The following is a 25,491-nucleotide window of genomic DNA, read 5'->3' as shown; positions in this document are numbered from 1 at the left end:
CGAACAGAAGAACTAAGTAGCGACAACTAGTAACAATAGAAGAGGACAACATGGACAACAGTGCAGGTGCTGTGGCTCTGACCATAGTGCTGGTGGTGGTGATCATCTTCGTGGTGATCGTGCTGATCAGATCCGTTCGTATCATTCCGCAAGCACGTGCGGGGGTAGTGGAGCGGCTGGGAAGATACCAGCGCACTCTCAATCCCGGTTTGACCATTTTGATTCCCTTCGTCGACCGTTTGCTGCCGCTACTGGACTTGCGCGAGCAGGTCGTCTCCTTTCCGCCGCAGCCGGTTATCACCGAAGACAACCTGGTGGTTTCCATCGACACCGTGGTCTACTTTCAGGTCACCGACCCCAGAGCAGCCACTTATGAAATTGCGAATTACATTCAGGCCGTTGAACAGTTGACCACCACCACGCTGCGTAACGTGGTCGGTGGCTTGAACCTAGAAGAAGCACTCACCAGCCGTGACCAGATCAACGGTCAACTGCGCGGGGTCCTCGACGAAGCCACCGGACGCTGGGGCATTCGGGTGTCCCGAGTCGAGTTGAAGGCGATTGATCCGCCACTGTCCATCCAGGATTCGATGGAGAAGCAGATGCGCGCCGAACGTGACCGCCGGGCCGCGATTCTGACCGCCGAGGGTACTAAGCAATCGGCGATCCTGACCGCAGAAGGTGAGCGGCAATCTGCAATCCTTAAGGCTGAAGGTGACGCCAAGGCAGCCATCCTCCGCGCTGATGGTGAGTCCCAGGCCATTCAAAAGGTCTTTGACGCCATCCACAAGGGCAACCCCACCCAGAAGCTGCTCGCTTATCAGTACCTGCAGACCTTGCCCAAGTTGGCTAATGGCTCCGCCAATAAGCTCTGGATCATCCCGAGCGAGGTTGGTGAGGCGCTCAAGGGCATCGGCAGTATACTCGGTCAGGTCAGTCCGGGAGCAGACTCCGAGGCCGCTCCCGAAACGACTACTTTCGGCGGAAGCAGCGAGGCGGGCAACTCCGGTAGCCACAGCGCCTAAGCAGAGTCGAGCAAGGTCGGATATAATGGAGCTTTGCCCGTATTCCGGGGATACCCGGGAACACAACACCGCGTTCTAGCGTTGTTACTAGGGTAAGTTTTTAGCGAGGGAGAAAACATGAGTGACCGCAGTCTGCGCGGAATGCGTTTGGGCGCCCAGAGCATGGAAACCGAGTCCGGTGTTGAACCGGCACCCCGTCAGCGGGTCGAGTACCGTTGCAACGATGGCGAGCAAGTTTTCGTGACCTTCGCCGCAGAGGCCGAAATCCCCCCGGTGTGGGTCTCCAAAACCGGACGAGAAGCGATTCTGGTTGACGGCGAGAAGCCGATCGATCCTTCCGAGAAGCCGATCCGTACGCACTGGGATATGTTGCTGGAGCGTCGCACGGTGCCCGAATTGGAAACCATTCTGGATGACCGTTTGAAGATTCTTCGCGAACGCCGTGGAGAACGAGTCAAGGCCAGCAAGTAACAGAACCTAAAAGGGTGGGGCGGGAACCAATGGTTCCCGCCCCACCCTTTTGCTCAGCCTAGGCTGAACAAAAAGCACATCGGCTTGGGCGCAGCTATTGGCTCAGCCCCCAACGCTTGTCAAGCACCTGTAAGCCTCGAGTGAGCCCCCCAGCCAATGCCTTAATCAGATGACCACCATTGAGCACTTCGTGGTAATCAACGATCATTCCGGCTTCACGGGCTGCTTGAGAAACCCGTTTGGCTTGTGCCACATAAAGTGAGTCATCGGAGCCTACGGTAAAAACTGCGTGAGTGTCCGGATAGTGATGCTTAGCCATGATGTTAATCGGTTTTTCAGCGTCGTAGGCAGCTTGGTCGCCATTAAAGATTGAACTCAGGTTGCTCGCAGGATGTTCTGCTCCCGGATATTCCTCCCCCGAAATATCCACTACATTGCCCCAAACCTGCGGGTACTTTGCAGCGAATGAAATAGCGCACTGACCGCCGTTGGAATATCCAGCCACCGTCCAATATTTGCGTTCGGAGAGGATATTTAGGTTTTGCTTAGCCCAGCTGACAACATCTTTCGCGATGTAATCCTCTACCTGACCAAATTTAGCGCTGTTGAGACAAAGCGTGTCTGACTGCGTGGGACCAACTTGGTCGGCGACCAGCACAATGGGTGCCAACCCACGGTGCTTTTTCGCATAGTCATTGAAGATGCCTTCAACATAGTGTGGGTCAGGCCGTCCCGGTTGCCCCATCATCAACAGGTAAAAAGGCAGCTTTGGCGGATGCGCTGTGAGAGCCGCCGGTGGGAGGTAGACCCCTGCAGGTCTGGCCTTGAACCCCGAAGCCTTGGGATCGATATATACAACCCCCGTTTTGCCAACGGCGGGCATATCGGCTGGTGCTTTCCAGAACTTCCACAAGGGTTCTTTTGGATCCGGAGCGCTGCTGGGCTTGGTAAGCGAAAGCTGGGTTCTAAGGAGATGTCCAACATTGCCCCCACTGTCGGGTTCAAGCCAAAGCTGACATTAATGCCTAGTGCTGCAGTAACCAGAATAATTGGAACGGTCAAGAGAGCTATCGCCTTGCGCCACAGCCTAGTCCGGAAAAAATTCGCAATGACCAGCCCAAGGGCTGCAAATAATGCAATCGCCCAGCCCCAGGTCTCCGGGGTTAGCGGTCCCCCGAAAGTATCGTAGACAATCAAAACAAGCCAAAGCACCAACAAGCCGGTTGCCCCACCAAGAATGAGTGCGAGCAAAGCCAGCAAGATCCATCGACTGAGTTGTGGGGCGCGCCCCACATTCTTGCCTTTAGGACGATCAAGGCGGGGTAGCCGGACAATCAGCAGAACTATGAGTAGGCCGCTGAGCAGATATACGGGAAGCAGGGTCGATTTCGCGAAAACATTAATGGAGAGAAACCAGGACAATACTCGACCTCCGCTAGACAGGGCAGCACCTGATGTGGAACCGCCATCCCCCATCAACCCGATGGTATCGCAACCGAGTGTCGAACTAGGCCTAGCCTCGTTTGCCGGTGAGCTTACTCCAACGAGCGGTCAAGCCCCATTTCGCCACGTTGACCATCGCTTCTTTGAAAATGCCGCCACCCATCTTGGAGGCTCCGAATTCGCGCTCCACAAAGGTGATCGGTACTTCAACCACCTTGAGGCCAAGCTGCACGGTACGCCACAGCAGATCAACCTGGAAGCCGTAACCAACCGAATCGACCTTCGAGAGGTCAATCGCTTCGAGGGTGCCGCGTTTGAAGGCTCGATAACCGCCGGTGATATCGCGGTACTTTACGCCGAGCAGAATCCTGGAATACAGGCTGCCGCCAAGCGAAATCAGTTTGCGCTGCCAAGGCCAATTGACAACCTTCCCGCCGGGCACCCAACGAGAGCCCAGGACCAGATCTGCGCCTTGTTCGACCGCGTCAAGCAAAAGAGGCAACTGCTCGGGTTGGTGGGAGCCATCTGCATCCATCTCCACCAGCACGTCGTAGCCGGCGTCCAAGCCCCAGCCAAAGCCTGCGATGTAGGCGGCACCTAAGCCTTCTTTGCCCTTGCGATGCAAAACGTGCACCTGGCGGTCATCGGCGGCGAGCTCATCGGCCAGACGACCGGTACCGTCCGGGCTGTTGTCGTCGACGATCAACACGTCGGCAGCGGGCACAGCTTTACGCAACCGAGCCAGGGTGAGCGGCAGTGATTCCAGCTCGTTATAGGTCGGGATGATAGTCAGAACACGCACCCAATGGCCTTTCGTTGCATTTTTGGCACAGGAAACCATTATACGGGCAGAGAAATGGGTAGGTTCACGCGCCTTCGGGCCAATTCCAATGCAACCGTCCTGGCGCACTCAAACTGTTTTCTACTGACGCGTGAACCTACCCGTTACAAGAGCCGCCGGAACGCGTAGATGCGCGGATCTCACGGCGACCAGGCCATTCCGAAGAACTCAAGAAGGAACCCGTTGAAGTAACAGCCTACGTGTTGTGTGCTGACTGTCAATCTGGCCTTGACCAGCGGCTTTGTGCGTTTCCGCAGGTCAGAACGGGGGTTTAGAAAGAGGAATTTTTCAGATTTTTTCAGATTTTTCATGGCCTTCGGCGTGTCGCGTAGTGGAAGGTCATGCATCCGCGAGGTCTGGGGCAAATTCTGTTTCTGAATACAATGACCGTCCGCGGTGCACCGTGCTGAGGCAATAGGGGGAGTTCTCGGTATCGAGAGCTGGGAGCAGCGGAGTTCGCGAGCGGGGGTCGGTGCTCCAGGATTGCACTCGTTCGTCCGCCACCTGCACCATCAGCTCGTCCACCTGCCAGAGGGCGTAGCTCGCGGGCGCACCCGGTACCAATTGTCCCATCATTGGATCGGGCTCGCGCGCGGCCCTCCAGCCCGCCCTGCTATGACCAATAAAGGCCGCTCGAGCAGAAATCCGTTGCGCACCCTGATGGTGCCCCAGTGACGCCTTCACGCTCGCCCAGGGATCCAAAGCCGTGACCGGAGCATCAGAGCCCAGGCAAACCGGAACCCCAGCCGCGAACATATCCGCTAAATGATTCATCCCGCTGGCCCGTTCGATTCCTAACCTGCGCTCGTACAGTCCGTCCGGACCGCCCCAAAGCGCATCGAAGGCCGGTTGCATGCTTACCGTCACTGCGTGCTCGGCCAGAACCGAAATCGTTTCGGCATCGGCCATCTCAACATGCTCCAGGCGATGCCCAGCCGCTCGGACGGCGGCAGCTCCCGACCTTTCGGCAGCCCTCCGTAAGCCTTCGACAGCTAAGTCCATGCCGCCGTCGCCAATCACATGGAATCCGCCCTGCAGACCCAGCTGAGCACAGGCCAGCAGATGATCGGCGATCTGCTCAGCATTCAGATACCGCGTTCCAGACTGCCCGGGCTGATCTGAGTAGTCGGCGCGCAACGCGGCCGTTCTGGAACCTATTGAGCCATCAATATTGAGGTCCCCGGCAAAGCCTAAGGGTCTAATTCCAGCCTCGCTGAGTCTGCCGAGCAGTTCCGTGCCTTGCTCCACATCGGAGATCAATTCCGCCCAGTAGGGCAGAATCTGAGGACTAGTGCCCGCCTCGGATCGGCTCATCAGCAGCGCCAGGTCCTCCATAGCGTCGGTGCCAGAAATCGCCATTTCCGCGAGGGCCACATAACCAGCCTTGGCTGCCGCTTGCAGAGCAAGCTCCTGGAGCTGAGCCCGTCGCTGAGGTGTGAGTTGCCTCGCCGCATCACGGGCAGCCAGATGCGCTGCCCGGACTACTAGGCCGTCCCCCAGCCAACCGTCCATTGCGGATAAGCCAAGCCGCTCCGCTAGGGCGGATGACACCACGCCCGAATGCACGTCGATACGAGCCAGATACACTTCACGCCCGCCGCTAGCCCGATCCAATTCGGTGGCTTTCGGTGGCCTGGGCTGAGGCCAATGAGTCTCATCCCAGCCGAAGCCAAGCAAGGCTCCTGGCCCCTGCGCCGCAGCGCTCACCCTCGCCAAAAGCTCCGTGACCGAGGTAACGCTCGTCAGGTCCAGTGATTCCAAAGCCAGTCCGGTCTCGGTTACATGAACATGCGAATCCACAAATCCCGGGGTTATCAAAGCGCCCTGCAGGTCAATGACTTGCATCCGGGAATCCTGTAGCGAAGTAGCCGCATGCTCACCTCCCACCCAAGCCACGGTGCCGCCGTCCACCAACATCGCCGTCGCCAACGGATCAGCAGAGCTGTAGACGGAACCATTGCGGTAGAGCGTGAGTGACATAGCGAGTTCTTTCCGTTGAGATTCTGTTGAGTTTCCGAACTTGCTGATCAGGCGGCCAAAGCGGAGTAGGCCACTACCCCGCGGCGCACCCTCTCAATGGCTTGCAAGCAGGTCTTGCGCACTCCTGGCGCCAGTCCTGGAACGCTGGCCAACTGATCGAGCAGGTCAATGACTTGTTTGGCCCAGCGGACGAAGTCCCCGGCCGCAAGATCCGTACCCTCCAGCACGGCCTCCAGATGCTTGCCTCTAGCCCATTTCAGCATCGGCCACAGCAGACCCAACTCGGGCTCTGAGGTGAGTGGCAGCTTAGCCTGGGACTCCTGATCCTCCAGCATCGACCACTGCCGAACCAACACATCTACCGAATGCTCCAACACCGGGCTGGGCATCCGCGGTCGCAAGCCGCGTTCCTCACGTTTGGCTTGATAGACCAGGGCTGAGGCGAAGGCAGCTAGTTCGTTTGCGTCCAAGGCTTCAAAAGCGCCTTCCCGGAGGCAGAGCGCGATGAGCAGATCTTTTTCACCATAAATCCTGCGCAAGCGCTGGCCGGCCACGGTGGGTCGCAATCCGCCACCGGGCAGGGACTCCAGAAAATCGTCCTGGCGCAGCAGTTCACAGACCCGGTCGAAGGTTTTCGCAATGGTTCCGGTGCGGCCCTGGATTTGCCGCACCAAGGAATCTGTTTCACGGCGCAAGCGCCACCAGCGCTCCGACCATCGGGCGTGTGCCTCCCGATCGCTGCAACCGTGACAGGGATGAGCTCGCAATCTTCTGCGTAAGGCCGCGATCTGTTCCTCCTGGGCAGCACTGCGATTATCCGCGAAGGCACCCACTCTGGAGCTCGGGGCGTCCTGGAAGGTACTCAGCGCATAGTTAAGCGCGGCCACCAGGTTCTTTCGATCCTTAGGCTGACGGAGATTAAACTGTTTGGGGATTCGCACCCGACCAAGCGCCGCCACCGGGCCTTGCAGATCGTGGCGACCGATTCTTCTGGTCTCCTTATCCGTTGTCAGCACGGTGGGCCTTGGCTCATGGGCTTGCGGATCGGTGGCTATTACGACGGCGTAACCCGGCGAACGTCCGGCGCTCACCTCGATCACGTCTCCCGGCCGCAAGGCAGCGAGCGATTCGTCCACCGCCCCGCGCCGGGCCCGGCCGCCTTGCTTAGCAGCCTGGGACTCCGCCTCACTCAGTTCACGGCGGAGCTGTGCATATTCGCCGAAATCGCCCAGGTGGCAGGTCATGGATTCCTGGTAGCCCAGCAGCGCCGCTTCCCGGCTGCGCACCTGACGGGCCAAGCCAACCACCGAGCGATCAGCCTGAAATTGGGCGAAGGAGGATTCTAGGATTTCGCGCGCCCGGCCCTGTCCAAACTGGGCTATCAGGTTGATACTCATGTTGTAGGTGGGGCGGAAACTGGAATTCAGCGGATAGGTACGCCGTGAGGCGAGCCCCGCCACGGCTCCTGGATCTGTGCCCGGTTGCCAGAGCACAACGGCGTGACCCTCAACATCGATGCCTCGCCGCCCTGCCCTGCCGGTGAGCTGGGTGTACTCCCCCGCGGTGACATTCACATGCGATTCACCGTTGTACTTTTCCAACTTTTCCAAAACCACGGAACGAGCCGGCATATTCACCCCGAGGGCCAAGGTTTCGGTAGCGAAAACTGCCCGAACCAAACCGTCCACAAAGAGCGATTCGACGAGTTCTTTAAAGGTGGGCAGCATTCCGGCATGATGGGCTGCTACTCCACGCAGAAGACCTTCCCGCCAGGACCAGTAGCCAAGGACCTCAAGATCATCGCTGGGGATATCCTGGCTAGCTTGTTCGACTCGGGCGGAGATTTCCTGCCGCTCGGCTTCGGTGGTGAGCATAAGGCCGTAATCCACGCACTGGCGCACCGCTGCATCGCAACCCGCCCTGGAAAAGATAAAGGTGATGGCAGGCAGCAGATCGGCTCGATCCAAAGCGAGGATCACCTGGGCTCGGCTGGCCTTGCGAACGGGAGATTGCCCGGCATCCTGGTGGCTCTGAGCCAGCCGATTGACATTGTTCTTCCGGTGTCCGCCGCGGCCGCCGTGCGCAAAACGTCCGCGCATTCTGTTTTGCGCCTCGGTCCTGGCTAGCTGGAGTAGTTCGGTGTTGACCTCTGGGACCGCCTCCGACTGGACGTTCAACTGATCGAAAGAAGTGTCACCGGCGAAGAGATCAACAATGTCTTTGCCCACCATGACATGTTGCCAAAGTGGCACCGGACGATGCTCCGAGACGATGATCTCGGTGGATCCTCGTACGGTATCCAGCCAGGCACCGAATTCCTCGGCGTTGGAGACCGTTGCGCTGAGCGAAATCACCTGCACCTCGCTGGGCAGGTGAATGATGACCTCTTCCCACACCGCGCCCCGGAAGCGATCGGCTAGGTAATGTACCTCGTCCATCACCACAAAAGCCAGGTCGTCCAGGGCTTCCGAGCTGGCGTAGAGCATATTGCGCAGCACCTCGGTGGTCATCACCACGATCGCTGCCTCGGGATTGATCGAGGTATCGCCGGTGAGGAGCCCGACGTCGGCTGATCCGTATTTGCCGGCCAGCTCAGCGTACTTTTGGTTGCTCAGCGCCTTAATCGGCGTGGTGTAGAACGTTTTCAGTCCGCGTGCAAGGGCTAGATAAACGGCGAATTCGCCGACGATGGTCTTACCTGCACCGGTGGGGGCCGCCACCAAAACGCCTTGCCCGGCCTCAATGGCCTGACAGGCTTGCAGCTGAAAATCGTCTAAGTCGAACTCGAAGGTTTCCTTGAACGCGGCAAACTGGGTTCGGGATTCAACCATTCGTTCCCTGGCTGCCTGATAGCGTTCGGCCGGAGAAAGTGAGGGCATGCTCTTAGCCTACGGCTAAGCCGGGTCTAATCCGATCAGGCCGAGAATTCTCCTCGGCTCAAATCCACTCAAAGATTTTCGAGGTCACCCAAGGAGGTGGCCGAATCTGCGGTCTCCTCGGTTTCCTGAGCTTGCTTGGCCCGACGGCGGTCCCTTCGCCTATCCAACAAGACGCACAAGCCCATTGCGCCGAAGTAGAGTACGAGCAGTGGTCCGGCCAGCAGGAACATGGTGAACGCGTCATTGCCGGGGGCCGCCATCGCAGATACGAGAGTAACGCCCAAGACGGTGAACCGCCAGCTCTTGAACATCGTCTTGCCGCGCAGCACACCGGCCATATTCACCCCAACCAACACCACGGGCACCAGGAAGGCGATGCCCATGAACAAGATCAGCTGCATGATGAAGGTGATGTAGTCGCCAGCCTGGATATAGTTGGCGGCGCTGGAATCATTCGGAGTGAAGCTCATCAGGGCATGCACCACATTGGGCATCACCCACCAGCCGCAGTAGAGTCCAGCGGCGAAAAGCGGGATAGCCGCGAACATGAAGCCGAAGGTATACCGACGCTCTTTCGCGTTCAGTCCCGGGACAATGAATGCCCAGATCTGATAGATCCAGATCGGCGAGGAGACGATCGCCCCGATGAAGAAGGCGCCTTGCAGGTGCAGGTCAAAGCCGGTGGTGATGCCGCCAAAGGTGATTTTCGCGTCGAAACCTTTTTCGTGCGCGATTCTCTTGATCGGCTCCGAAATCGCTGCAAAAAGCGGATCGTAGAGCAACCAGCCAGCAATAGCTCCGAGCAGTAAAGCAATAGCAGATTTAATCAGCCTATTGCGCAGCTCGACGAGGTGTGATTTGAGGGACATCCGCCCCTCGGGGTTGGATGTGCGTCCCTTGAAAAGAGCCACGGTCCTTAGACAGTGGTGTTGCCGGGAGGCGTGCTTGTCCCGCTGTTATTGCCGTTATTAGCCTGGGGGTTCACCGGGGTAACGATAGTACCTTCGACCGGCCCCTCGGCCGGGGTTCCAGTGGACTGCGCGGTTCCAGCAGCATCCTGGCCATCGTTCTTCGACTCACGGACCTCAGACTTAATGATCCGGAATGACTGGCCCAGGCTGCGTGCCATCGCAGGTAACTTCGGCGCCGCGATCAGCAAGACGATCACGACGACAATGACAATAATTACAACCGGGTTCTCAAAAAGTCGTCCCACGGTAGTCCTTTCGTTTATTGATCAATATCCTACCGCGTCAAATCTCTTCCGGCGTGCCGTAGATCACTGAGCGATTGCGCTTGTCCCCGCGCGGTGCGCCGCTCGATCCGCCGATCGCGCCGCGCGGCGCGGCGATCTTGTTTGCCCTGGGCGTATTCGGAGCGCACTTCGGCCGGATCGGCGTGTACCGCCCAGCCTGGTTCGCGGCTGGAATTGCCTGTCGCAGCGGAATCAGCGTTAGAGAGTACCAGCTCGGCGGCAGCAATCGGTTCCGAAAAGGAGATCCGCTCGCTAGCGGCCGTGAATTCTCGTCCTAAGGCGACAAAATGCCGCCACAATTTGATTCCCAGCAGCACAACGTATAACAAAGAGAGGGCCACTAGTGCGACCCAGATCACGATCCATGACCACCAAGGCATGGATCCAGTCTAGAGACAATGAAGGAAATATGCCGACGAAGCCAGAAACCACACTGTCACAGACCGCCCCTCCGGGCGATGCTATGCAACACAACGACCACGGCGAGCGTCTAACTCGCGGCCTGAGTAACCGACACATTCAGCTCATTGCCATTGGCGGAGCAATTGGCACCGGACTCTTCCTTGGCTCGGGTAAGACCATTTCGGTGGCCGGACCAAGCGTGATCTTCGTCTATATGATCATCGGCTTCATGCTGTTCTTCGTGATGCGAGCCATGGGCGAAGTTCTGCTATCGAATTCTGGCTACCGAAATTTTGCGGATTTTGCCGGTGACCTGATCGGGCCTTGGGCCGGGTTCATGGTGGGCTGGACCTACTGGTTCTGTTGGATCATCATCGGCATCGCCGACCTTATCGCCATCTCCGGTTATGTGGCAGTTTGGGCTCCTGGCCTTCCGCTCTGGGTTCCGGCACTGCTCACCATCGGGCTCTTCTTGCTCTTGAACCTGGTAGCGGTCCGACTTTTCGGTGAACTCGAATTTTGGTTCGCCCTGATCAAAGTGGTCGCCATCGTGGCCCTGGTGGTGACCGGCGTCGTGCTGATCGCTATTGCTTTCCGCTCCCCTAATGGTGATGTTGCGTCACTCGCCAACCTGTGGAACGACGGCGGCATGTTCCCCAAGGGTTTCATGGGCTTCATCGGAGGCTTCCAAATCGCGATCTTCGCCTTCCAGGGCATCGAACTGGCAGGTACCGCCGCCGCCGAGACGAAATCCCCGGAGAAGACCTTGCCAAAGGCGATCAACTCCATTCCGGTCCGCGTGTTGCTGTTCTACGTATGCTCGCTGATTGTCATCATGGCCGTAACCCCCTGGCACTACGCCAGCTCGGACAAGAGTCCGTTCGTGGAGATGTTTGCCCTAGCCGGGTTGGCTGGCGCGGCAGGCGTAGTGAACTTCGTAGTGCTCACCTCGGCGGCTTCGAGTGCCAATTCGGGGATCTTCTCCACCTCACGGATCATGTACGGAATGGCGGGCGATGGCGAAGCACCGGAGACCTTCAATAAGCTCTCCAAGAATCACGTACCGGCTCGGGCGCTCATGCTCTCCTGTGTCTGCCTGCTACCCGGCGTGATACTGCTATACGCCGGTGATTCGGTCGGTCAGGCCTTCACCCTGGTGACCTCGATTTCAGCCATCCTGTTCATCACCGTTTGGGGCTTCATCGTGGTGGCCTATCTCGCTTACCGGAAGAAGCATCCGGAGCGGCACGCCGAGTCGAAGTTCAAAATGCCTGGTGGCAAGGTAATGGCTTGGGTGGTGCTGGTGTTCTTCGCCTTGGTCATTGTGGCGCTCGGTTTCGCCGAGGACACTCGGATCGCGCTCTATGCCGCACCGGTTTGGTATCTGATCATGATCGCCACCTACTTCGGCCTGGTCCGTCGGGCTAAGCGCCGTCTAGTTAAACCTGCCCAGGATAAATCCGCAGCATAAGCCCGCATCGAGTGTGGAGCTTTGCATCTTTTGACCTCGGTTTAAGATGCAAAGCTCCACACTCGGCGGTTAAGAATAGTTTTTGAGAGCTTCCCTGGCCCAGTCCAGAGCATCCTGAGCGGCCTGCGGCGGCGCCAGCAGCCGCACCGCGCCACCGTACTGGGCCACCAATTGCGGCAACCAATCGGTAGTACCCACCTGGATGGTCACCAAAGCGTGCCAGCGGGCGCTCTCATCTACCGCCAATCGGACGGATTGAGCGTCGTAGTAATCAGCCACCCAGCGAGCCGAACGATCCAGCAGCAAGGTCACCTCGGCGTCCTGCTCCCCCGGAGTGAACAGCCGCTCCGGGAAAGCCGATTCGACGGCGTCCTCAATGAACCCTGCCAGCTCGGCGTTCCGAATCCGATCCAGCCGGAAGATCCGCTGAGCTTCGGCGCTGTGACACCATGCTTGCAGATACCAGGCCTGGTCATCGGAGAAGATTCGTAAAGGATCGACAGTGCGCTCGGTGACCTCATCGCGATGCGGCACCAAATAGCTCAGTCGCAACTGGCGCTTCTCCCGCATCGCTTGCTGCAGAAGCTCGAGTGAGCCAGCATGCTGCGGCGGGCTGAGACGCACCCCGATGGTGCCGGTGATACCGCTCGCCGCCTCCCCTGTCGCCGCACTGATTTTGGCCATCGCAGTACGAACCGCTGAATCTCCGGCCAAGCCCGGCAACGCGCTGAGGGTTTCCAAACCAACCAACAGCGCGGATGCCTCATCAAGACTGAAACGCACCGGTTCGGAAAGTTCCTCGGCATCGGCGATATAGACGTGACCGTCGTCCCAGCTGACGTCCATCAAATCACCGTGGAATCCTCCCGGTAGCCCGCTCACCATCATTAAGTTCAGATCGGCTTCCAGCTGCCGCCGGCTAATGCCGAATTCGGTGGCGATCTCGTCCAGGTGCATGCCCTGGTGATGCACCAGAAACGGCACCAGATCTACCAGTCGGCGCAGATGATCCTGAGCGGTCGATTTTGCTCGACCCAAACGGTTGTTCCCCGGTTCCTCAGCGAACTCCGGCAGCGGACTGTTTGAGGCCTCCAGCACGGCCTGCAGCTTGGCTTGGACAGCCTCGGCAAGCTGCTGGGGAGCTCGTACAATGACGTTCGGCCCGACGGCGGCCAGCTCACCGGCCAGCGCGGTCAAGGAGTTGTAGGGCAGCTCCAGCAGGTCCCAGCCCGGTTCGGAACCACTCAGTGTCCCTCGGTCACGGAGGGCTTGTGCACGATCCGGACGGACGGCAATCCTCGCCAGACTCTGAGCGGGCAGTTCCATCCGATCCAGAACCTCGACCACGGAAAAGCCTTCCGGACGGCCAAAGCTGGAGGTTGTCAGCACGGTAATGGCTCCGCTAATCCGTGAGAGCCGGTAGAGGCGTTGTTCACCTCGATCGACGTCCAAGCCCACCAGGTACCAGTTGCCGAATTTCTGGCCCAGTCCCCAGGGCTGCACCCGGCGGCTGCGGGCTTGTTGATCCGCCGTGCCCTGATAGTCGAAACTGATTTCGTGGCGGGCTGTAGCCGCCTCTAACAGATCCTCGAAGGCTGGTTCCCTCGTACTGATCCGTGGTTCCAGCAGTGGCTCGGCCGGAAAGTCCTCGGGCAAGCCACCCCGGGTTTCAATTTTGCGAACGGCTCTTGCCGCCGCGGTACCCAAGGCGGCCCGGTCCCAGAGCCTAGCGGCCAAGGAGAGCACTGCGGCTTCCTCAACGCTGAAGCGGACCTCCGGCAGTCGGTACTTATCCTTGGGGATGCGGTAGCTCGTAGTGGTCAGATCGTCTTCAAAAACGCCGTGCTCGGTGGCGGTCTCCAAGGGGATTCCCATCGCCCGCAGATCCACCTTATCGCGCTCAAACATCCGCTCGAAGGCTTCTTCTGAGGGTGACTCTCGATAGGCCTGAATATTGAGCCGGAGGAACTCTTTGCTCCGCCCATAGCGTGTTTCCAGCAGGGCAATCAGCAGATTGAGCAGACGCTCGGTACGGGTAGCGGACACGGCACCAGCTTACTTAATAGAAAGCCCGTGCTGAGACCGTGTCCGCTTCCGTTTCCGTTTCCCCTTGCGTTTGTGCAGTTAGCGTATTTAGCGAACGCCGACGAGGTCCACCACGAAAATAAGTGCCTCGTTCGGGGCGATCGAAGCGCCCGCCCCACGCTCGCCATAAGCGAGTTCGGAGGGGATTTCCAGGCGGCGTCGGCCGCCAACTTTCATCCCCAGCAAGCCCTGATCCCAGCCCTTAATGACCTGGCCAACGCCTACCTTGAAGTCGAGCGGGGTCCCTCGGGTCCAGGAGGAGTCAAACTCTTCCCCGGTGGAGAAGGCAACGCCCACATAGTGCGCGGAAACCGTATCGCCCTTGCCCACTTCGGCACCGTTGCCTTCAACGATGTCCTTGATCACCAGTTCGCTAGGAACTTCGTGGTCAGGAAAGTCGATTTCCGGCTTTTCCCGATCGTAATTGCGCTCTCCGAATGACATGATGCTCCTGTTCGTCGTTGTTCTTGAGAATATTGTTGCAGCTTTTGCTGGCGGTTCTTGCTTAGCCCTTGCCAACAATGTCGACCACGAAGACCAGGGGACCGGCCGGCTGTCCGCTCGTGGTGTCGTCACCGTAGGCCATCGTGGAGGGGATCACCAGCAGCACGGTTGAGCCGATCTTTTGGCCGGTCAAACCCTGAGTCCAACCTGGGATGACCTGATTGAGGGCAAAGGTGACCGGTTGACCCTTGTCATAGCTGGAGTCGAACTGCTTACTGGTGGACCAGCTCCAGCCGGTGTAGTTGGCCTTAATCGAGTCGGTGGCCTGCAGCGCATCGCCGGTGCCCTCTTTAAGCACCTTGACGATGAGATTGTCTGGAGCGGCGCCCGAAGGGATCTTCACGCTGGGCACAGCTTTGGCGTTGAAACTCACCGTAGGCAGCTTGCCCTCGGAGTCGAGTTTGGCTACCTCATCAGAACTTGCCTTGGTCGGCGCAGCCTTTGCGGATTCAATCCGGAAGATCAACAGCTGGGCAGCTTGAGTCTGCCCACTCTGGGTCGACGCCGGGGTTGCATAGGCGATCTCGGAGCCTACCTTGGCCCCTACTACCGCACCATAAATAAGCGGGTTATTGGTCTTGAATGAGCTATCAATCACGATGCTGCTAGCAGCCTTGCTGAAGTTATCCGCCAGCACCTTACCGTCGGCTACCGCGAAGAAAGCGGTGTGGATCGCGATCAGCTGCCCATCTTTAATTTCCGCACCGGTACCCTGGGTGACCACCTTGATCGCCGGCTGAGGCACGGCAAGCGGCTTAGTGAATTCCACCTTAGGTGCCTTGCCCGCGCTGGTCGGAGTCAACTTAACGCTGCTAAGTAGCGCAGCGTTCGCCGCCGGAGCCGAGGTGCTGCTAGACGCCGTCGAACTGGCTGAACTATCCGAGCCGCTTGAGCTACTCGCCGCGTTGCCACAGGCGGCCAATAGGATGGTCAGGGGGACAATAGCGGCCGCTACGGCCAGTGATCGACGCACAAACGCTCAATTCTTCATCAGTCTGTCGGGTTTAGATCGGAACTCGCCCGCTGCGGGCAGCCCCCAGTTTAGCGGCTCAGCCTGAGAATCAACTTTGCCGCTCCCCCGCGGCCTCCGCCGCCAGCGACTCAATCAAAGCATCGACCCGTTCATCCTGATTCCGGAAAGGATCTTTACACAGCACGGTTTGGTGAGCTCGATCATTGAGTTTCAGGTGCACCCAGTCCACGGTGTAATCCCGGCCAGCAGCCTGTGCGGCTCGGACGAATCGGCCACGCAAAGCAGCCCTGGTGCTCTCCGGCGGTTCATCTGCGGCCCGCTGCGCATCGGTATCCTCAATCACCCGGGCGGTATCACCGCGGGCTTGCAGAAGGTAGAACAGGCCGCGCCGCGGCGAGATGTCGTGATAAGTCAGATCGATCTGCGCCAGCCGGGGAGAATCCAGACTGAGCCCGTGCCGTTTCTGATACGAATCGAGCAACTTCTTCTTAATAGCCCAATCGATCTCGGTGTCAATACCGCTGTAGTCCTGGCTCTCGATCGCCTCGAGTGCCCGCTTCCAAAGGTCCATGATCCGCGGCACCAAAGAGTTGTGGGCCCCGGCGGAGTCCAAAAATGCACTCACCTTCTCGAAATATTCTCGCTGGATCTCTAACGCGCTCAGAACGCGCCCATTGGCAAGTTTGACCGGCACCCGGCCGGTTAGATCCTGGGAGATTTCCCGGATGCTCCGAATCGGATTCTCCATCCGCAAATCACGCATAATGACCCCGGATTCGATCATCCGCAGCAGCAAATCCACAGTCCCGACCTTGAGCATCGTTGTGGTCTCCGACATATTCGAATCCCCCACAATCACATGCAAGCGCCGATACAGTTCGGCATCGGCATGCGGCTCATCTCGGGTATTAATAATCGGTCGAGAGCGGGTGGTTGCGGAGGAAACACCTTCCCAGATGTGTTCGGCTCGCTGCGAGAAGGAGAAATGCGGCTGCCCGCCCACGGTATGCAGCTTCCCGGCCCCGGCGATCAGCTGCCTGGTGACTAAGAAGGGGATCAGTACCTCGGCCAGTCTGCTGAATTCACCGCGCCGGCTAATCAGATAGTTCTCGTGGCTGCCATAAGAGTTTCCGGCAGAATCGGTGTTGTTCTTAAACAGGAAGACCTGGCCTTTAAAACCCTCCAGCGACAGCCGGTTCTCCGCCTCGCCCACCAACTCATTCAGGATCAGCTCACCGGAGCGATCATGCGCAATGAGCTGCCCGACGTCGTCACATTCCGCGGTGGCATATTCCGGGTGCGAGCCGACGTCGAGATAGAGCCGGGAGCCATTGGCGAGGAAAACATTGGAGCTGCGCCCCCAGCTGACCACCTTCCGGAACAGGTATCTGGCCACTTCCTCGGGCGAAAGCGGACGCGAATCACGGCTGGAAAAGGCAATGCCGAACTCTGTTTCAATACCGAAAATCCTACGATCCATCTATTTCTCCTCGGCCCCAATCCACCCTGTCCGCAGCTACTAGGTCAGCGCTGCGGTAATCTCTTCGAAGCCCAGTCGGCGGAAAGACCGAGCCTTGCCGCGAGTGGTCTCCGAGTCGCGATCCAGCACTGCCACCTCCAAGGTCTCCGCGCCAAGCTCAGCGGGAACCCGGCCGGCGGCTTGCTCGCTGTTCTGCTGCGGGCCGGCGCTAAGCGCGTGCACCGCGAGCTTAATCGCTTCGGAAAGCCCGAGCCCAGGAGCCCAGGTAGTGGCGACGGCGGCATGCACCGACTCCACCTGACCGCCCATCGCAATGAACCCCTTCTCATCGGCGATCGAACCGTCAAAGGTCAGCCGGTACAGATGGTCCGAGTCCTGGCTGCTACCCACCTCCGCTACTGCAAGCTCAACCTCGAAGGGCTTTTGCTCGGCAGTGAAGACCGCGCCCAGGCTCTGCGCGTAGACGCTGGCGAGGCCTCGGGCCGTGACGTCCTCGCGATCATAAGAGTAGCCGCGGACATCGGCGTAGCGCACACCGGCCTGTCGCAGGGATTCGAATTCGTTGTACTTCCCTACTGCGGCGAAGGCGATCTTGTCGTAAATTTCGCCAATTTTGTGCAGCGAGGGTGAGGGGTTTTCGGCCACCAGAGCAATGCCATCGGCCGCGGAGATCACCACTACGGAACGGCCGCGGGCAATACCCTTGCGAGCAAAATCCGCGCGGTCCTTCATCACCTGCTCGGGTGAAACGTAGAACTGCTGCGTCATCAGGCCTCCCTGCCTAGCTCGGTGCGCCGCGCCACCACGGCTCGCACCACGTCGCCGAGTTCCCCAACGGGCACCTTACGCGCGCCGCTGCGGGTCACGGTGAAGACAATGGGCCAGAGCTCTCGGACCAGGTCCGGTCCCCCGGTGGCCGAATCGTCATCGGCCGCATCGACCAATGATTCCACCGCGACCTCGATGGCTTCGGCCTCGGTGAGGCCCGGTTTCCAGAGTTTCTTCATGGCTCCGCGGGCGAAGACAGAACCCGAGCCTACGCTGTGATGCTCTAGCTCCTCATAGCGGCCGCCCGTGACGTCATAAGAGAACAGCCTGCCCTGGGAGAGGCCCAAATCGTAACCGGCAAAAAGCGGAACCACGGCGAGCCCTTGCAGCGCCATCGGCAGGTTGCCGCGCACCATCGCGCCCAAGCGATTGGCTTTGCCTTCCAGGGATAAGGTGGTTCCTTCGATTTTCTCGTAGTGCTCGAGTTCCACCTGGAACAATTTGGTGATGTCGATGGCCAGACCCGCGGTGCCCGCGATGCCGAGCACCGAGTACTGGTCCGCCGGAAAGACCTTCTCGATCCTCCGGCTGGCGATCATGGTGCCCATGGTGGCTCGCCGGTCACCAGCCATCAGCACCCCACCGGCAAAGCTCAACGCGACAATCGTGGTGGCGTGCGGGGCTTGCAACGAACCGGCGGGAAGCTGCTGGTCTAGCTGCTGGCCGAAGGGTAGTAGCTCCGGTCGAGACTGCGCCAAATGCTCGGTGAAGGACGACGTCGCTGCTGCCGCCAGCTCCCGGACGGCACGCTCACCCTGGTCGCGGTACCGCATCTGCGCCTACTGTCCGCCCTTTTGCACGAAGCCGCGAACGAACTCCTCGGCATTCGATTCGAGCACGCCGTCGATTTCATCCAACAGGTCATCAAGACCTTCGGTCTGTGCGCTGCTCTGCGGAACCCCTGGGGTGGGGAGGGGAATATCGGGAACGTCCTGCTCCTCATCACGAGAGCTATAGTTCTGCTGTTCCTGGCCTGCCATGTCACGCTCCTCAAACTGTCTTAGTTCTCTTCATCATCCTGCCACGTACCTCGGCAATTGTCCGAGCGTCCGGCTCAGTGTTCTCCCAGCAGGGCACCAAGGAAGTCTTCTACATCCTGATGGGCCTCAAAAAGCTCGCCAATGAGCGCTTTCGTGCCTCGTAGCGGTTCCCGGGTGGGTACCTTTTGCAATCGTTTTTGACTCGGCAACTGGAAAATCACCGAATCCCAACTCGCACCCACTATCTGGGCGCCAAAGCGGCGGATCGATTCGCCACGGAAATATGCTCGAGTATCTTCCGGGGGTGCCTGCACGGCCGCATCGATTCGGCTCTGGCTGACCAATTTTTCCAATCGCCCCCGAGCCTGCAATCGGTTCGCCAACCCCTTGTCCAAGCGGATATCGGCCCATTGCAAGTCGATCAACGCCAGCCTAGCGTCATCCCAGGCCAGGCCATCACGCTCTCGATACTGATCTAGCAAGCCGAGCTTTGCCGCCCATTCGACCTGACCGGACACCGCTTCGGGTCCCTTAGCTAAGCCGTTGAGCACCTCCTCCCAGCGCGCCAATACCGTGCTGGTGTGCCGATCACTCGTCTGCACGGCCTCTTGCGCTGCCTCCAGGTACATCCACTGAATATCCAGGGCTGTGACTCGCCGTCCATCGATCAACCGGTAGAGACGGGTCAGCGAAACATCGTGGCTAACCGCCCGAAGCGCCTCCACCGGTTCCCAAATTTCCAGCTCGGGGGCCAGCCCGCGCTCGATCAGATCCAGTACCAGGGCGGTGGTACCGAACTTGAGGTAGTGCGAGACCTGGGAAAGATTGGCATCACCGATGATGACATGCAGCCGTCGGTATTTATCCGCCAACGCATGCGGCTCATCCCTGGTATTGATAATCGGTCGCCGGATGGTTGTTTCCAAGCCAACTTCAGCTTCAAAGAAGTCCGCCCGCTGGCTCAGTTGGAACCCCGGTGTTGAGGCGTCCTGACCAAGACCAACCCGCCCCGCCCCACAGATCAATTGCCGGGTGACGAAAAAAGGCGTCAGCCCGGAGACAATGCGCCCGAAAGGAACCTGCCGCGGCATCAAATAGTTCTCATGGCTACCGTAAGAGGCGGATTTGCTGTCGGTGTTGTTCTTATAGAGCTGGATATCGGGCACCCCCTCTTCCCCAGCAGCCCGGCGGGCGGCGAGATCGGCCAGTACCTGGCGCGCCACGACGTCGCCCGCAAAGTCCCAGATCAGCGCATCTTCCGGATTGGTCACCTCGGGCGAGGAATACTCCGGATGTGCGTGGTCTACGTAGAGCCTGGCGCCATTCCCCAGCACCATGTTCATCACGGCTGCCGGAGCGTCCACCGGATCCGAACTGTCCAACGGTCCCTCGGCGGAATCCCAATCGGAAAGAGCCACCGCGGCTGCCGTCAGCACGGCAGGCTGATCAGTCAGCTGGGAAGGATGCGCCGAAGCCCTAGGCATCGTCCAGCCACGAGCGTCCGCGAGCGGCGACTCATCGCTGTAGTCCCAGGGCGTTTCTGCGCCGCCCACCGCGTGTTCGCTACTCAATCGAGCGTAGCCGTGCACCACCTGCGCGGAGAGCCAGGTAGCGTTCAGCCCGCTCTGCCCCGGCGCGTGAATACCGTATTCGGTTTCCGCACCCATCACTCGGTTTGCTGTCAATGCCGTACCCCGATCCGGCTAGTCAAGCCGATCAAAACGATCACAGATATTGCCCGGTATTGGGCGCAGTATCTATCGTCTTGCCCGGCTCCTGCCCCGCTTTGCCCTGCACGATGGTGCGGATATAGGTGATCCGCTCCCCCTTCTTGCCCGAGATCCTGGCCCAGTCATCCGGATTCGTGGTGTTGGGCATGTCTTCGTGCTCACGGAACTCATCCACCACGGCACGCAACATATGATCTATCCGGATCCCCTTATCACCTGTGGTGAGTAAGTCCTTGATCGCGTACTTCTTGGCTCGATCAACTACGTTCTGGATCACCGCACCGGAATTGAAGTCCTTGAAATAGAGCATTTCATTATCGCCATTGGCATAGGTGACTTCGAGGTACTCATTCGACTTATCGGTCGAATACATTGCCTCGACGGTGCGCTGGATCATTGCGTCCACGGTTGCCTGCGGATCGCCGTCGTGAGCCTGCACATCGTCTTGGTGAAAAGGCAGGTCAACCGTGACGTACTTAGCGAAGATATCCGCAGCCGCTTCCGCATCCGGGCGCTGGATCTTGACCTTCACATCCAGCCGACCAGGCCGCAGAATAGCCGGATCAATCATGTCCTCACGGTTCGAGGCACCGATCACAATCACATTATCCAGTCGCTCCACGCCGTCGATCTCGCTGAGCAATTGAGGCACGATGGTGGTCTCCACATCGGAGGATACCCCGGTACCTCGGGTTCGGAAGAGGGAGTCCATTTCGTCGAAAAACACCACCACGGCGCTGCCATCGGAGGCTTTCTCCCTGGCCCGAGCGAAGATCAGCCGGATCTGCCGCTCGGTTTCACCGACATACTTATCCAGCAGCTCGGGGCCCTTGATGTTCAGGAAGTAGCTCTTGGTTTCCTTCTGCCCGCTGCGTTCTGCCGCGCGCGCCGCAAGCGAATTAGCGACGGCCTTGGCGATCAGGGTCTTGCCACAACCCGGAGGGCCGTAGAGCAGGATGCCCTTCGGCGGTTTGAGGCCGTGCTCACGATAAAGATCGGGGTGCAGGAAGGGAAGTTCGACGGCGTCACGGATCTGTTCGATCTGCGGCCCCAAGCCACCAATATCGTGGTAGGAAATGTCTGGGACTTCCTCCAGGATCAGGTTCTCCACCTCGGAACGGGGTACCTTCTCCAGGGCATAGCCGGTTCGTGAATCGAGGGAGAGTGCGTCCCCTACTCGAACCTTCTGGCTCAACAAAGCACCGGAGAGCTTGACTACTCGTTCCTCATCGGCTCGGCCCGTGATCAAGGCACGATCGGTGCCGAGTAGTTCCTTGACGGTGACAAGTTCCCCGGTCCGTTCAAAGCCGAGGGCCGCTACTACGGTCAGCGACTCGTTGAGCAGGACTTCTTGGCCGGGGCTCAGCGAGGAGATATTGACCAGTGGGCTCAGGCCCACCCGTACCTTGCGTCCCTGGTAGGCGACGTCCACGGTCTCCTCGGTCACGGCGTTAGCACCGAAAGCTTCAGCCTTGCGAGGATTGATCTGGGTCAGCGTGGCAAAACTATAGGGTGCCTGGCCGTCCTTTTCTAGGGCGGCTTTGAGCTTGAGAATCTCGGCCTTAGCGGTCTCCAACATGGAAACCATCCGGGTGTTGTTCTGGGTGGCGCTGGCAAGTTGCTTATCGATCTGCCGGAGCTTGTCCCGGAGTACGTTGAACTGCCGTTCTAGGGCTTGGTAGTCCCGCTCAGTGGGTTGTGACTGGAAATCCTGCGTCATCTGATCAGCTCCTTTACGCCTACTACCAATCTAGAACACTATGCTCGTGGAGTTTGATCCCTGTCCCCATTGTGGACAGTTTCCGCCAAATATTGGCGTCCCAGCGCCCCCCCCCCCCGTTACCCCAAAAAAGATTGTCTTCGCGATAGCCCAGCGGCATCGCGATAGCCCAATGTCGCGACATAGACCTATCCCGAAGTCATTGGACTATCGCGAGCCGGAAAATCCACTGAATCCCGGCTCAGAGCGAATCTAGTTTTCGACGCTTCCATCATCCGCGGTCTCATCGGCGGTCCCGCCGGCGGTATTTTCGTCCACGGCAGGAGCTACATGTCCCCTTGTTTGGGTGGTGGCCACGGCATCTCGTGCGGCTCGACGTAGTTTCTTATCGGAAACCGCGCGCTCGCCGACCGAACTTGGTGTCCAGGCATCAAGATCCTGCTGGCTGAACTCGGTTTTGGAGGGCCGCCGTTTGAGCGCCAGGGAGGTGACGCCGTCGGCTAATTTACGGGTGACCAACAGGAAACCCGTGTGTGCCACCATCCGGTGGTTGGGCCGCACCGCGAGGCCTTCAAGGTGCCAACCACGCACCATCGATTCCCAAGACTCCGGCTCAGTAAAACGACCATCGGCGCGGATCGCCTCCGCGGTACGGGAGAGTTGAGTCACGGTTGCCACGTAGTTAATCCAGACGCCACCCGGGGCTAGCACGGTCGCCACGGCATCGAGGCATTCCCATGGAGCAAGCATGTCCAGCACCACGCGATCCACGCTGCCAGGTTCCTCGGCCTTGACCACTTCATCCTGGAAGTCACCGATGGAAATCTGCCAAGCCGGATGCGGCCCGTCGAAAATGGTCTCCACATTGCCACGAGCAATAGCGGCGAATTCCTCGCGCCGCTCGAAGGAATGCAAATAGCCCCGATCGCCAACGGCGCGCAGCAACGAGATGGAGAGAGCACCGGAACCGACCCCGGCCTCCACCACTCGGGCTCCGGGATAGATATCGGCCATGGTCACGATCTGACCGGCATCCTTGGGATAGACCACAGCCGCGCCACGTGGCATGGACAGAACAAAGTCGCTGAGCAGGGGACGCAATGCCTGGTAAAGCTGCCCGGTGGTATTGGCCACAATCGAGCCCTCTGGTTTGCCGATCAGCTCGGCATGATTGAGGAAGCCCTTATGGGTGTGAAAGGCTGCCTCGGGTGTCAGGGTGATGGTGTTCATTCGACCGCGCTCGTCGGTCAACTGCACGCGTTCACCGGCCCTGAAAGGTCCGCGACGCGCGGCCGCACCGTGCGGAAGTTCTTCGGGCTGAAGATCCTGAGGAGTCATTACTGGTTCCGTCCTGTTGCTGCCTGAAAGCTGGGTGGCCCGGAGGCCGGGAAACTATCTGCGAAGGGGAAGAGGCTTTGGATTCCCGATGGTCTTAAACATCCGGAAGGGTCTTACCTGTCACGGCCGCAACCACAACCTGTTGCCGCAGCAGACCGGTCACCTGGCCGCGGGCATCGATCACCGCATATTCGCTGCCGGAAAGCTGAGCTAGATATTGGATGAGTTCCTGCCCGGAGGCGGATTCGGGCACGTAACCGCCGGCCGCCAAGGTGTGCGAAACCGCTGTAGCCGGGGTTGAGGCGGCAGCGGTAAGCGGCACCGTGGCGAGGATCAGCGGGTCAACCAGATAGCTTGGCCTACCATCCTTGAGCGTGAGTACGACGCTCACTCCCTGGTTTCGGGACAGTGTGGAGAGCACCTGAGCCACCGAGACGTCGTCGGGCATACCAATGGCCGGGCTGCACAGCTTGCCCGCACTGATCTCCGGCAACCGCAGTCGCATTCGAGCCGTGGTGATCGCCTGGCTAGCCCCTAGCCAAAGGAACCCAGCAATAAATAAGGTGAAGAGAGCGGTCTGAATATTGAGCGACTGGTTGAGCACGAAGGGCAGACCCAGGGCGAAAATTAACACCAGTATGACGACGACGCGGCCCGCCCAGCCCGCGGCCACGGTGCCCTTTTCCTGGCTTCCGGTGATCCGCCAGACAATGGATTCGACCAACCTTCCGCCGTCCAAGGGCAAGCCCGGCAGGATATTGAAGGCACCGATCAGGAAGTTCGCCCAGACAAAAATATTGGCTAGCGCGGCGACCAGGGCGGTGCCGACGCTTGTCACGCCCGGCAAGCTGAGCACTAGCAGCCAGCCAAGTCCAGCAAGGAGGAAGTTGGCTATTGGCCCGGCGAAGGCCACGACGAGCGAACGGCCGGGAGTTGCCGTGAAGTTCTCGAACTGAGTGTGTCCGCCCCAGAGGTTGAGCACAATCTTCTGCGTTGGCCAGCCATAAACCTTGGCCATCAGGGCGTGTGCAAGTTCGTGGATCAGCACCGAAAACAATAGGAGCAGCGCGTAAATTAGGGCGATGCCGTAGGACCAGATACCCAAAGTTGGAAAGGTCACCGAAATGACCGGGCCAAAGACCAGTACGGTGAACGCCGCGATCAGAAACCAAGAGTAAGCCAGCACAATCGGGATGCCCACGATCCGGCCCAGTGGAATGCCCTCTCGGCGTACCGGAGGCCCACCGTTAGCTTCGGCTCCGGGCTCGTGAATATCGCTCATCGCGCAACCTGCGCTTTCAGAGCCAGCAAATCGGCTGCACTTCGTCCACTCAGGGTGGTCCAGGTGATACGTGCTTCATCTTCCGGCAGCGGGACCGAGTGCGGAATACCAATCGTGGTCAACCCGGCGGCCAGGGCAGATTGAACGCCGGGGACCGAATCTTCCAGCGCTATGCAATTATCCAGGCTTAGGGTGGGGTCGCTCTGGCCTAGTAGTGCCACCGCACGCAAATATGGTTCAGGGTGTGGTTTACCGTTCTCCACCTGATCACCCGTCACGGTGAATTCGAAGCTGCCGCTCGGAAGCGCCGCCAGGATTTCCCTGACGAGGGGCCCTTCACTCATGGTGACCAGAGCGCAGCGCAGGCCTTCCTGACGCAGATCTGCCAGCAGTTCTCTGGCGCCTGGACGCCAGGGCAGTACCCCTCGAATTCGATTGATGACCCTCCGAGTGAGCTCATCAATGATGGCCCGCCTCTCCAGGCCGATCCCGGCCTCTTGCAGGACCCCCGCCGAGAACCACAATGACTGGCCCACCAAGGTCAGAGCCTGCTGATGCGACCAACTTCCCCCGTGCTCCTCTACTAGCTCTTGCTCGGAGGCAATCCAGTAGGGCTCGGTATCAACCAGGGTGCCATCCATATCCCAAAGTACGGCCTTGAGCGTAGCCGGATCGGGTTCCCCGGTGGACCGATGAGGCACCGAGCTTTCGGCATGCTCGGACAGATCGGTCTCGCGCGAGGATGAATGCATGGGTCTATTTTACCGGCCAGGGCGACGGCCCAAGTCCAGTGTCCAAAAGCTA

The 25,491-nt window shown here is 59.3% G+C and carries 22 protein-coding genes; 3 read left to right on the top strand and 19 right to left on the bottom strand.

The genetic code is table 11. The features are described from left to right. The first annotated feature begins 50 nt into the window (after positions 1 to 50). Both FHU41_RS02470 and FHU41_RS02465 read left to right on the top strand, forming a co-directional pair. A complete protein-coding gene (locus FHU41_RS02470) occupies positions 51 to 1,025 on the top strand; it encodes an SPFH domain-containing protein (RefSeq protein WP_246279413.1) in 975 nt (324 codons plus the stop codon). A gap of 117 nt (positions 1,026 to 1,142) precedes the next feature. Next, positions 1,143 to 1,496 carry an RNA polymerase-binding protein RbpA gene (locus tag FHU41_RS02465; RefSeq protein WP_179388058.1) on the top strand — a complete coding sequence of 118 codons (354 nt, stop codon included), beginning with the start codon at positions 1,143 to 1,145 and terminating at the stop codon, positions 1,494 to 1,496. Positions 1,497 to 1,590: 94 nt separating this feature from the next. On the opposite strand, the gene FHU41_RS15005 is transcribed toward FHU41_RS02465, so the two are convergent. The 7 genes from FHU41_RS15005 to FHU41_RS02430 form a co-directional block, all read right to left on the bottom strand. Continuing rightward, on the bottom strand, positions 1,591 to 2,379 hold the full coding sequence (locus FHU41_RS15005) for an alpha/beta hydrolase (RefSeq protein ID WP_246279412.1): 789 nt from the start codon (positions 2,377 to 2,379) through the stop codon (positions 1,591 to 1,593). Positions 2,380 to 3,009: 630 nt separating this feature from the next. After that, a complete protein-coding gene (locus tag FHU41_RS02455) occupies positions 3,010 to 3,741 on the bottom strand; it encodes a glycosyltransferase (protein ID WP_179388057.1) in 732 nt (243 codons plus the stop codon). 378 nt (positions 3,742 to 4,119) lie between these two features. Then, positions 4,120 to 5,760: an amidohydrolase gene (locus FHU41_RS02450; RefSeq protein ID WP_179388056.1), complete on the bottom strand. Its 1,641-nt coding sequence runs from the start codon at positions 5,758 to 5,760 to the stop codon at positions 4,120 to 4,122. 47 nt (positions 5,761 to 5,807) lie between these two features. Further along, positions 5,808 to 8,639, bottom strand: a complete 2,832-nt coding sequence (locus tag FHU41_RS02445) for a DEAD/DEAH box helicase (RefSeq protein ID WP_179388055.1) — start codon at positions 8,637 to 8,639, stop codon at positions 5,808 to 5,810. A gap of 68 nt (positions 8,640 to 8,707) precedes the next feature. Next, complete coding sequence (gene tatC, locus FHU41_RS02440) at positions 8,708 to 9,508, bottom strand: twin-arginine translocase subunit TatC (protein ID WP_179389086.1); 801 nt, start codon at positions 9,506 to 9,508, stop codon at positions 8,708 to 8,710. Positions 9,509 to 9,555: 47 nt separating this feature from the next. Continuing rightward, entirely contained in the window at positions 9,556 to 9,855 is a 300-nt protein-coding gene (locus tag FHU41_RS02435) for a twin-arginine translocase TatA/TatE family subunit (protein ID WP_179388054.1), read from the bottom strand. 29 nt (positions 9,856 to 9,884) lie between these two features. Continuing rightward, a complete protein-coding gene (locus FHU41_RS02430; RefSeq protein ID WP_179388053.1) occupies positions 9,885 to 10,274 on the bottom strand; it encodes a hypothetical protein in 390 nt (129 codons plus the stop codon). An 83-nt stretch (positions 10,275 to 10,357) separates the two neighbouring features. Between FHU41_RS02430 and FHU41_RS02425 the strand changes: the two genes are divergently transcribed. Further along, on the top strand, positions 10,358 to 11,767 hold the full coding sequence (locus tag FHU41_RS02425) for an amino acid permease (RefSeq protein WP_246279411.1): 1,410 nt from the start codon (positions 10,358 to 10,360) through the stop codon (positions 11,765 to 11,767). Between the two features lie 69 nt (positions 11,768 to 11,836). Here the strand turns inward: FHU41_RS02425 and FHU41_RS02420 are convergent, their stop codons facing one another. The 12 genes from FHU41_RS02420 to FHU41_RS02365 form a co-directional block, all read right to left on the bottom strand. Then, positions 11,837 to 13,813 (bottom strand): WYL domain-containing protein, encoded by a 1,977-nt coding sequence (locus FHU41_RS02420; RefSeq protein WP_179388051.1) that lies wholly within the window; start codon positions 13,811 to 13,813, stop codon positions 11,837 to 11,839. Positions 13,814 to 13,900: 87 nt separating this feature from the next. Further along, positions 13,901 to 14,296 carry an FKBP-type peptidyl-prolyl cis-trans isomerase gene (locus FHU41_RS02415; RefSeq protein ID WP_179388050.1) on the bottom strand — a complete coding sequence of 132 codons (396 nt, stop codon included), beginning with the start codon at positions 14,294 to 14,296 and terminating at the stop codon, positions 13,901 to 13,903. 61 nt (positions 14,297 to 14,357) lie between these two features. After that, positions 14,358 to 15,329, bottom strand: coding sequence for an FKBP-type peptidyl-prolyl cis-trans isomerase (locus tag FHU41_RS15355; protein ID WP_179388049.1), 972 nt, complete (start codon positions 15,327 to 15,329; stop codon positions 14,358 to 14,360). 88 nt (positions 15,330 to 15,417) lie between these two features. After that, positions 15,418 to 16,809 (bottom strand): Pup--protein ligase, encoded by a 1,392-nt coding sequence (gene pafA, locus FHU41_RS02405; RefSeq protein ID WP_179388048.1) that lies wholly within the window; start codon positions 16,807 to 16,809, stop codon positions 15,418 to 15,420. A gap of 39 nt (positions 16,810 to 16,848) precedes the next feature. Then, positions 16,849 to 17,577: a proteasome subunit alpha gene (prcA, locus tag FHU41_RS02400; protein ID WP_179388047.1), complete on the bottom strand. Its 729-nt coding sequence runs from the start codon at positions 17,575 to 17,577 to the stop codon at positions 16,849 to 16,851. Beyond that, complete coding sequence (prcB, locus tag FHU41_RS02395; protein ID WP_179388046.1) at positions 17,577 to 18,410, bottom strand: proteasome subunit beta; 834 nt, start codon at positions 18,408 to 18,410, stop codon at positions 17,577 to 17,579. The genes prcA and prcB overlap by 1 nt, the downstream gene beginning before the upstream one ends. Positions 18,411 to 18,416: 6 nt before the next feature. Continuing rightward, positions 18,417 to 18,617 carry a ubiquitin-like protein Pup gene (locus tag FHU41_RS02390; protein ID WP_179388045.1) on the bottom strand — a complete coding sequence of 67 codons (201 nt, stop codon included), beginning with the start codon at positions 18,615 to 18,617 and terminating at the stop codon, positions 18,417 to 18,419. A 74-nt stretch (positions 18,618 to 18,691) separates the two neighbouring features. Next, positions 18,692 to 20,284 (bottom strand): depupylase/deamidase Dop, encoded by a 1,593-nt coding sequence (gene dop / locus FHU41_RS02385; protein WP_179389085.1) that lies wholly within the window; start codon positions 20,282 to 20,284, stop codon positions 18,692 to 18,694. A gap of 58 nt (positions 20,285 to 20,342) precedes the next feature. Beyond that, positions 20,343 to 22,067: a proteasome ATPase gene (gene arc, locus FHU41_RS02380; protein WP_179388044.1), complete on the bottom strand. Its 1,725-nt coding sequence runs from the start codon at positions 22,065 to 22,067 to the stop codon at positions 20,343 to 20,345. 252 nt (positions 22,068 to 22,319) lie between these two features. Beyond that, positions 22,320 to 23,405, bottom strand: a complete 1,086-nt coding sequence (locus tag FHU41_RS02375) for a tRNA (adenine-N1)-methyltransferase (RefSeq protein ID WP_179388043.1) — start codon at positions 23,403 to 23,405, stop codon at positions 22,320 to 22,322. A gap of 94 nt (positions 23,406 to 23,499) precedes the next feature. Next, positions 23,500 to 24,687 carry a site-2 protease family protein gene (locus tag FHU41_RS02370; protein ID WP_179388042.1) on the bottom strand — a complete coding sequence of 396 codons (1,188 nt, stop codon included), beginning with the start codon at positions 24,685 to 24,687 and terminating at the stop codon, positions 23,500 to 23,502. Next, positions 24,684 to 25,439, bottom strand: a complete 756-nt coding sequence (locus FHU41_RS02365) for an HAD family hydrolase (RefSeq protein WP_179388041.1) — start codon at positions 25,437 to 25,439, stop codon at positions 24,684 to 24,686. Before FHU41_RS02365 ends, FHU41_RS02370 begins: the two co-directional genes overlap by 4 nt. Positions 25,440 to 25,491 lie beyond the last annotated feature (52 nt).

The sequence above is a fragment of the Psychromicrobium silvestre genome (assembly GCF_013408295.1).
In the GTDB taxonomy this organism is placed as follows: Bacteria; Actinomycetota; Actinomycetes; order Actinomycetales; family Micrococcaceae; genus Renibacterium; species Renibacterium silvestre.
This window is presented reverse-complemented; position numbering and strand designations above follow the sequence as displayed.